The 8,124-nt window shown below is 49.9% G+C and carries 8 protein-coding genes (1 of these 8 cut by a window edge); 6 read left to right on the forward strand and 2 right to left on the reverse strand.

All coding sequences use genetic code 11. The annotated features are described in order from the left end of the window. Positions 1-36 precede the first annotated feature (36 nt). The 5 genes from E0L29_RS10645 (at position 37) to E0L29_RS10665 (ending at position 6,239) form a co-directional block, all read left to right on the forward strand. Complete coding sequence (locus E0L29_RS10645; protein WP_131358817.1) at positions 37-780, forward strand: Fic family protein; 744 nt, start codon at positions 37-39, stop codon at positions 778-780. After that, positions 777-1,808 carry a virulence RhuM family protein gene (locus tag E0L29_RS10650; RefSeq protein WP_131358820.1) on the forward strand — a complete coding sequence of 344 codons (1,032 nt, stop codon included), beginning with the start codon at positions 777-779 and terminating at the stop codon, positions 1,806-1,808. The genes E0L29_RS10645 and E0L29_RS10650 overlap by 4 nt, the downstream gene beginning before the upstream one ends. Next, positions 1,801-4,998, forward strand: a complete 3,198-nt coding sequence (locus tag E0L29_RS10655) for a type I restriction endonuclease subunit R (RefSeq protein ID WP_131358822.1) — start codon at positions 1,801-1,803, stop codon at positions 4,996-4,998. Before E0L29_RS10650 ends, E0L29_RS10655 begins: the two co-directional genes overlap by 8 nt. An 87-nt stretch (positions 4,999-5,085) precedes the next feature. Next, positions 5,086-5,721: a SprT family zinc-dependent metalloprotease gene (locus E0L29_RS10660; RefSeq protein ID WP_242664375.1), complete on the forward strand. Its 636-nt coding sequence runs from the start codon at positions 5,086-5,088 to the stop codon at positions 5,719-5,721. A gap of 179 nt (positions 5,722-5,900) precedes the next feature. Further along, positions 5,901-6,239: a hypothetical protein gene (locus E0L29_RS10665; RefSeq protein ID WP_131358828.1), complete on the forward strand. Its 339-nt coding sequence runs from the start codon at positions 5,901-5,903 to the stop codon at positions 6,237-6,239. 41 nt (positions 6,240-6,280) lie between these two features. On the opposite strand, the gene E0L29_RS10670 is transcribed toward E0L29_RS10665, so the two are convergent. Then, positions 6,281-6,445 (reverse strand): type II restriction endonuclease, encoded by a 165-nt coding sequence (locus tag E0L29_RS10670; RefSeq protein ID WP_225739537.1) that lies wholly within the window; start codon positions 6,443-6,445, stop codon positions 6,281-6,283. 436 nt (positions 6,446-6,881) lie between these two features. Between E0L29_RS10670 and E0L29_RS10680 the strand changes: the two genes are divergently transcribed. Next, on the forward strand, positions 6,882-7,181 hold the full coding sequence (locus E0L29_RS10680; protein WP_165498893.1) for an H-NS histone family protein: 300 nt from the start codon (positions 6,882-6,884) through the stop codon (positions 7,179-7,181). A gap of 242 nt (positions 7,182-7,423) precedes the next feature. Here E0L29_RS10680 and E0L29_RS10685 read toward each other — a convergent pair whose 3' ends face one another. Then, positions 7,424-8,124: the 3' portion of a Y-family DNA polymerase gene (locus E0L29_RS10685; protein ID WP_131358835.1), read on the reverse strand. The gene runs 574 nt beyond the window's last position; the window shows 701 of its 1,275 coding nt (coding positions 575-1,275); the start codon falls outside the window, past its right edge — the gene reads right to left on this strand; the stop codon is at positions 7,424-7,426.

An 8,124-nucleotide genomic window follows, 5' to 3' on the forward strand; every position in this document is an offset into this window, starting at 1 on the left:
TTCGCTTTTCGCGGTTAAAGATAGAATGTGTTTAAAATGAAAGTTTTCAATAAACTCGACAAGCTCAAGCAAAAGCTTGACTCGTACCGGCCACTGCCGCCGGAGATTGTCGCCAATCTTCATGAAGACCTGGTTCTCCGATGGACTTACAACTCGAATGCCATCGAAGGCAATACCCTGACGCTCAAGGAGACGAAGGTTGCTCTGGAGGGGATTACGGTTGGCGGTAAAACCATGCGCGAGCATTTCGAGGCGATCAATCACCAGGAAGCCATTTTTTTTGTCGAAGAGCTGGTCAAAAGACATGAGGCTCTCACGGAATGGCATATCAAGTCAATCCATCAGCTCATCCTCAAGAATATCGATGATGCCCATGCGGGCGTGTACCGGAAAACCAATGTAATCATTGCTGGTGCCGATCACGTTCCACCGGACGCCCTACATGTCGAAAGCGAAATGCAGGGGTTCATCAACTGGTACAAAGAGACGGCTCTTGCGCTTCACCCTGTTGAACGGGCGGCAAGGGTTCATGCGGACTTTGTCAAAATCCACCCCTTCACCGATGGAAACGGCAGAGCATCTCGCCTCCTGATGAACCTTGAGCTGATGAAGGATGGGTATCCGCCAGTGGTACTTCCGGTAGAAAAGCGCTTGGAGTACTACGAAGCACTGGACACCGCACACACGAAACAGGATTACGAGCCGTTTCTCTGCCTGATTGCTGAGGTCGTCGAGGCTGGATTCAAGCCGTACTGGCAAGCGCTGGGGGTAAATCCATGAATGACTCTGAATTTCTGATTTATCAGGCAGCCGATGGGAAGATCACCATCGATGTCCGGCTTGAGGATGAAACGGTCTGGCTGACGCAGGCGCATATGGCCGAACTGTTCGGCAAGAGCAAGCAGACCGTATCTGAGCATATTCGTAACATCTTCAATGAGGGCGAGCTGGACGAAGAAGTGGTTGTCCGGAAATTCCGGACAACCACCCGTCATGGCGCTATTGAAGGAATGACACAGTCAAAAGAGGTTTTGTTCTACAATCTCGATGTAGTCATTTCGGTAGGGTATCGGGTGAAGTCGCATCAGGGTACGCAGTTCCGGATTTGGGCTACCCAGCGCCTGAAAGAGTATATCGTCAAGGGGTTTGCCTTGAATGACGATCGTTTCAGGAGCGGCAGCTCAATGAGCTATTTCACGGAATTGCAGAAGCGCATCCGTGAAATCAGGCTTTCCGAGCGGTTTTTCTACCAAAAGATCAAGGACATTTACGTTACCAGTATCGATTACGATCCCAAGGCTGAGAAAACCATAGAGTTTTTCAAAATCGTTCAGAATAAATTGCTCTGGGCCATCAGCCAGCAGACCGCAGCGGAGCTGGTTTATCTCCGTGCAAATGGGGACTTGCCTTTGATGGGAATGCAGTCGTTCGACAAGAAAGGCCTTGCTGTCGGTAAGGCTGATGTCAGCATTGCCAAGAACTACCTGAATCAGGACGAGATCACGCTGTTAGGGCTGATTGTGGAGCAATATCTGGCATTTGCTGAAGCAATGGCTCAGCAGCGAACACCGATGTACATGAAAGACTGGATTCAGCGGCTGGATTTGATCATTCAGCTTAATGGACGAGAATTGCTTACCCATGCAGGGAAAATCAGTCATAAACTCGCGCTCGAAAAATCATCGAAGGAGTATGAGAAGTATAAAGAGGCCTGGACGCAAAGGGAGCGTGAGGAGAGCCTGAAAGAGTTGGAGGCAGACCTCAAGAAACTCAATCCACCACGCAAACCGGGGAGAGGCAATGAGTGATTTCGAGATCAACGAGAAGCATCTCTCCCAGATTCCGGCTTTGCAGTTTCTAACGGCTCTGGGCTATGAGTATCTCACTCCCTCCGAGGCTCTTCGAGAGCGGCAGGGTAGGATGTCGAACGTGCTGATGGAAAACATTCTTCGCAACCAGCTCAAGGAGATCAACCGAATCCAGCACAAGGGAAACGAGTATCTCTTTAGCGAGGAGAATATCCAGTCGGCCATTCAGAAGCTGAAAAGCATCAGGTATGACGGACTTCAGAAAACCAATGAGGCTGTTTATGATCTTATCACCCTCGGTACATCCATGGAGCAGACCATCGAGGGGGATTCCAAAAGCTTCAATCTGAACTATATCGACTGGCGCAATCCGTCGAGGAACAAGTTTCATGTAACGGCTGAATTCAGCGTCGAGCGTTCAAGGAGCACGGAAACCACCAGGCCGGACATCGTTCTTTTCGTCAACGGTATTCCATTTTGCGTCATCGAGTGCAAGTCGCCACAAACCGAAATCGATCAGGCGGTTTCCCAGTCCATCAGAAACCAGAACGACGAGTACATCCCGAAACTGTTCGTTTACACCCAGTTGCTTTTTGCGGTAAACAAGAACAAAGCGATGTACGCCACTACCGGCACGGCGGCAAAGTTCTGGAGCGCCTGGAAAGAAATGGAGGGTGTGAAGGGAGCTGCTGCAATCAGGCCATTGGCCGAATTGAAGCAGATGCCGATTTCAGATGAGCTTAGGGGTAAAATCTCGCAGACCTTTCATTGCCAGGTGCCTGAAATCCATCTTCAACTGGTTACACCACAGGATGAGGCCTTGTATGCGCTCTGCCGTCCTGAAAGGCTTCTCGAATTGGCATGGAAGTTCACCGTTTTTGATGGTGGATTCAGAAAAATTGCCCGGTACCAACAGTATTTCGTCGTTAAATCAACACTGCGACGGGTCAAACAAAGCGATCAGAGTGGTACACGCAGGGGTGGAATCATCTGGCATACGCAAGGGTCGGGTAAATCCCTGACCATGGTGATGCTGACCCGCAATCTTGCCCTCGATCCGGAAATCAAGAATCCCCGTATCGTTCTGGTCACCGACCGTGACGATCTCGACAGGCAGCTTGGCAACACCTTTGCGGCTTGCGGCCTTGAAGCCAATCGGGCAACATCGGGCAGGAACCTGCTGGAGCTTGTGTCGGAAAAAAGGTCGGGTATTGTCACAACGCTTATTCACAAGTTCGACAAGGCTTATGCGGTCAACAGGTATCGGGACGAGTCTGCCGACATTTTTGTTCTTGTTGACGAGAGCCATCGAACCACCTTTGGCTCATTTGCTGCGCGAATGCGCCAGATGTTTCCAAATGCCTGTTATCTCGGATTCACGGGCACGCCATTGCTGAAGAAAGAGAAGAATAACTTCACCCGTTTCGGAAATCTTGTGGAGCCTCACTACTCCATTTCACAGGCGGTAGAAGACGGGGCGGTCGTTCCTCTGCTTTATGAAGGGCGGCATGTAGAAATGACCCAGAACAAAGCCGCCGTCGATCTCTGGTTCGAGCGTCATACCCAAGGGTTGACCAGAGAACAGCAGGCTGACCTGAAACGAAAGTACGCCCGTGCTGAAATGCTGAACAAGTCTGATCAGGTTATTTACATGAGGGCGTTCGACATCAGTGAGCATTTTCGTGCTAACTGGCAGGGCACAGGATTCAAGGCTCAGCTTGTCGCTCCCAACAAGGCTTCCGCACTTAAATATCAAGCATGTCTGAATGAAATCGGGGTGGTCAGTTCCGAGGTGGTTATTTCTCCTCCGGACCTGCGCGAGGGGTATATGGAGACCGATGATGAACCGACCGATGAGGTGGTGAAATTCTGGCAGAAGATGATGAAACGCTATGGAAGCGAAGAGGAGTACACCAAGCAGCTCATCAACCAGTTCAAGCATGGCAGTGATCCGGAAATTCTGATTGTGGTTGATAAGCTCCTTACCGGATTCGATGCGCCACGTAATACCGTTCTGTATTTGTGCCGGGTGCTCAGGGAACATACATTGCTTCAGGCAATCGCTCGGGTCAACCGGATTTTTGAGGGCAAAGAGTTCGGTTTTATCGTCGATTATGCTAACGTGCTCGGGGAGCTGGACAAAGCGCTGACCATGTACAGCGCTTTTGAAGGGTTCGACGAAGCCGATCTTGCCGGAACGCTCACCTCGATCAACAGCGAGATTGAGAAATTGCCCACTCGTTATTCTGACCTTTGGGAGCTCTTCAAGACGGTTAAGCACTCAAAGGACGAGGAGGCCTACGAGCGCTTGCTTGCTGATGATGAACTGAGGGCGGAGTTTTACAAGCGCCTTGCAGAGTTTGCCAAAACTTTTGCCATTGCGCTCTCTTCTGAAACATTCCTGACAGAGACGGATGAAAAAACGTTGTCGAGGTATAAGTCCGATCTCAGGAAATTCCAGTCTTTAAGGGCGTCTGTCCAGTTGCGCTTTGCCGAAGCGATTGATTACCGCATGTACGAGCCGAAAATCCGGAAGCTTCTGGATACTCACATTCAAGCAGATGAGGTTATCCAGCTTAACCTGCCGGTGAATATTTTCGATGACGACATGTTCAGCCAGGTCAAAGAGGACCAAGGCGTCTATCAGAAAGGCAAGACAATGGCCTCTCGTGCTGATACGATTGCTCATGCCACGAAAAAAGCGATAACGGAGAGAATGGATGAAGACCCGGCGTTTTATGAGAAGTTTTCCCGTTTGATCCAGCAGGCGATCGATGATTACCGGGTACAGCGGCTATCTGATCTTGAGTACCTGCACAAAGTCGTCGATATCCGGTACAGTGTTGTCAACAAGGTTCATGATGATGTGCCGGATACCCTTGCCGGAAATGAAGATGCAATGGCCTATTTTGGTGTGCTGAAGCCATTTATCGGAACCCACAATCCGGACGTCCCATTCATCGAGTCAGTTTCAGCTGATACGGCCGTTGCGATCTGCAGTATTCTTGAGAAGCACAGCAAGGTTCATTTCTGGGATGATGATGATGCAAAGAACCTTGCCATTAACGAGATCGATGATTACCTCTATGACGAGCTGAAAACCCGAAGAGGTATCGGGTGGTCATTGGAAGAGATGGACAAGATCATCGAGAAGGTCATGCAGGTTGCTGAGCATAGAAGCAAGAGGTAGAAAATGTTGACTGATACGAGTTGCTATAAACTGGTCTGGGGTAGCCGGACAATCGATTACACGCTACTGTATTGCGACAGAAAAACTATGGAAATTGCGGTCGGTCCCGATAGTTCGGTTGTGGTGAAAGCCCCGCTTGATACCAGCAGGGAATCGGTAGAAAAGAAGTTGTCGAAGCGAGCACGATGGATTGTCAGGCAGAAAAACTATTTCGGGCAGTTTAACCCGAAAACACCTGCGCGTTCTTACGTTTCAGGTGAAACCCATCTCTACCTTGGCCGACAATACCGGTTGAAACTCTTGCAGGGTTCTGAAAACAGCATCAGGCTGACCCGTGGTTATTTTTCTGTGACTACCCGAGATATCACAAATCCAGAAATGACCAGAAAGCTCCTCGAAGAGTGGTATCTGAAAAAGGCCAGGGAGCAATTCGGCAAAAGCCTTGATCGTTGTTGGTTGAAGCTGAAGGATCATGCAGTCATCAGACCTCATGTGTCGATCAGGCGCATGCAAAAGCGCTGGGGAAGCCTATCGGAAAAAGGAATGATGACGCTCAACAGAGATTTGATCCGGGCACCCAGAGAGTGTATTGACTATGTGGTGACCCATGAGCTTTGTCATTTGATATGCCGGGATCATAGCCCTGAGTTCTATATTTTGCTGAAATCCGTCATCCCCGGCTGGGAAAAGGTCAAGCACCGGCTTGAACTCAGTATGGTGTAAAGAATAAGACTATCCTGAACGCAGTTAAGTAACATGAATTGCATTAACCCCGTTTATTAGACAGGCTAGGGGCATTCAATGCATACCGCCTCCATCGGTTTTCACTGATGGGGATACCTTACAGCCAGAAGGACAATAGACCCTGAAATGCTTCCCCACAGAGAAAAACGGATAGCCGTATGAAAAAAGCTGATTTCATGAAAGAAACCAGGCAGCAGGTTGATACTATAAATCGCCATGCTGGAAGAAGAATCCTCGCAATTACCGGTAAGACTGAACAATGGGATCGTAGCAATGGTAGCGTGATCAGGGTGGACACAAATCACGTCTCGACATTGTCGATTAACTGGCGCAGCAGTTTCCTTGCAATCGGCTGCGACGGAAAGCAGTCTGGAATTAACAGCTACCTTGCAGCGCATTATCCGGAACACATCAACAACGGGCAAAACATCAGATATCGAATTGATTATGCTTGCTTGCCGGATGTTCTCAAATATTATGCAAATATACCCGTATAGAGCTCCGCACCAGCTGGCAGTTGAATAAAGAGTCAGTAATATTACCCGGTATTCCATTGGCATCCGATTGACTTCACCTCACCGAGAAAAGACTCAAGTGTCATGATTGCCATGCGGATGTTGCCGTGGTATTTCTTGATGAACTCTTCAGGAACGACAAGTTTCACTTCGTGAGCCTGCATTTCACGGAACTGGTTGAGTGATATGCCTTCCTAAACGGTCATCAGACCCGAGTTATCTTCTCGACATTGTGTTTGGTAAAGTTGTCGAGCTTGAGCGGATCGATAAAGATCGATACGGTCGTTCCATAGGTTGGGTTACAGTGAATGGACGTTCCCTTAACCGGGAACTCCTCATCGGATATCTCGCTTGCCCGGTTGGAAAGCGCAGCGCGAAGCAAGCGGATCTGGCTGTGGTCTGAGCCTCAGCCGATTGCTCCGTGGGAGTGGAGAAGATCAAGAAGAAAATGAAGTGCAGTTCTAATGGGGGATGGACTTTCCCTTATCATTCATTTGAATGATACACAGGTAAATGCCAATACATGAAATGCCTCCTGATTATCCGTATGATTCCTTATCTTGGCACTTGATGATCTGAATGTCAGATTGTATTCGTATTAGGCGAACAACAAAACAGAATCCAATGAAAATCATTAAAGACATTGATGCCCAGATTGAAAATCTGAAACGCCAGAAGCGTGAAGTTATGGCGAACCGTAATTCAGCCCTGAAAGGGGTAGTTGAAACTGTCCGAGATTATGGATTTACCTGGGAAGAGATTCAGGAAGGGATTTCCAGTCTTTCCTCAAAAGTCAAAAAGGAGAAAGCTCCCGCCAGGTACCGCAAGGATGGAATGGAGTGGTCCGGGAAGGGCAGAAAGCCTTTATGGGTGATTGAGCATCTTAATGCCGGCGGATCCATTGAGGACCTCACTATTCAGTAGCATTTCTCAACCGGATTTTAACAGCCAGATAAGCCATCAGGGGACATGTACCCCTGATGGCTTTTTAGTTCTCGAGCGATGGGGGATCAATCAGGGCTCGATGCTTCTCGATAAAGGGTCCAGCGTATTGGCGTACTGAAGTCATGTGGGATTGTCGACAATCTTACATGACTTCAATGTTTATGAACGATCGCATGACCTCAATACGTAAGCAGCATCCGCCGGGTCGCTCCCTCAGCATGTTACGCTCTGACGGTGATGATATCTGCCCAGTCGGTCGTATAGTGTGGGGATAGCCGCTCCTGTTGGGGTTTCCATGCTTGGTCGTCTTCAGCTGCGAGGCGGATGGTTCCCCGTCCGTACCGCTGGTTGATTCCGTCCATGACGGCCATCAGTTCCTGCTGCCGGCTGTCACCCGTGGGCTCTTCTTCTCCGAACAGTGACAGGGTTGTTCCTGGCTGATCTTCCGGCACCATGCCGCTCACCAGCACGCCTGCCTTGCGGTACCCGTATCCTTCCCTGTAGAGTCCTTTGAGCACAGTCCCGGCTGCGTTCAGCAGCGTGGTGGTGTCGTTGGAGGGGAAGGGAAGTGTTATGGTTCTGGTGCCCCAATACCGGGCGTCGGGTTCCTCAAAGGGGCTGGTTCCGGTAAAGACTGTCACCATCGAGGCACGGGAGTGTTCCCGGCGCAGCTTGTATGCGCATTTGCCGGCGAATGTTGCCACCGCCTGCTGGAGTTCATCCAGCGTGCCGACGCATTTGCCGAACGAGCGTGAGGTGCAGATGCTCTGCTTTGCCGGCCGTACCAGTTCGATCGCGAGGCACGCTGTTCCGTTCAGTTCAGCCTGCACCCGGGCTCCGGTTACATGCAGGTGTTTCCGTACCCATGTGCTGTCTGCAGCGGCCAAATCGGCAGCAGTCATGATGCCCTTCGTCTGAAGCC

The organism is Chlorobium sp. N1 (assembly GCF_004332115.1).
Taxonomy (GTDB): domain Bacteria; phylum Bacteroidota; class Chlorobiia; order Chlorobiales; family Chlorobiaceae; genus Chlorobium.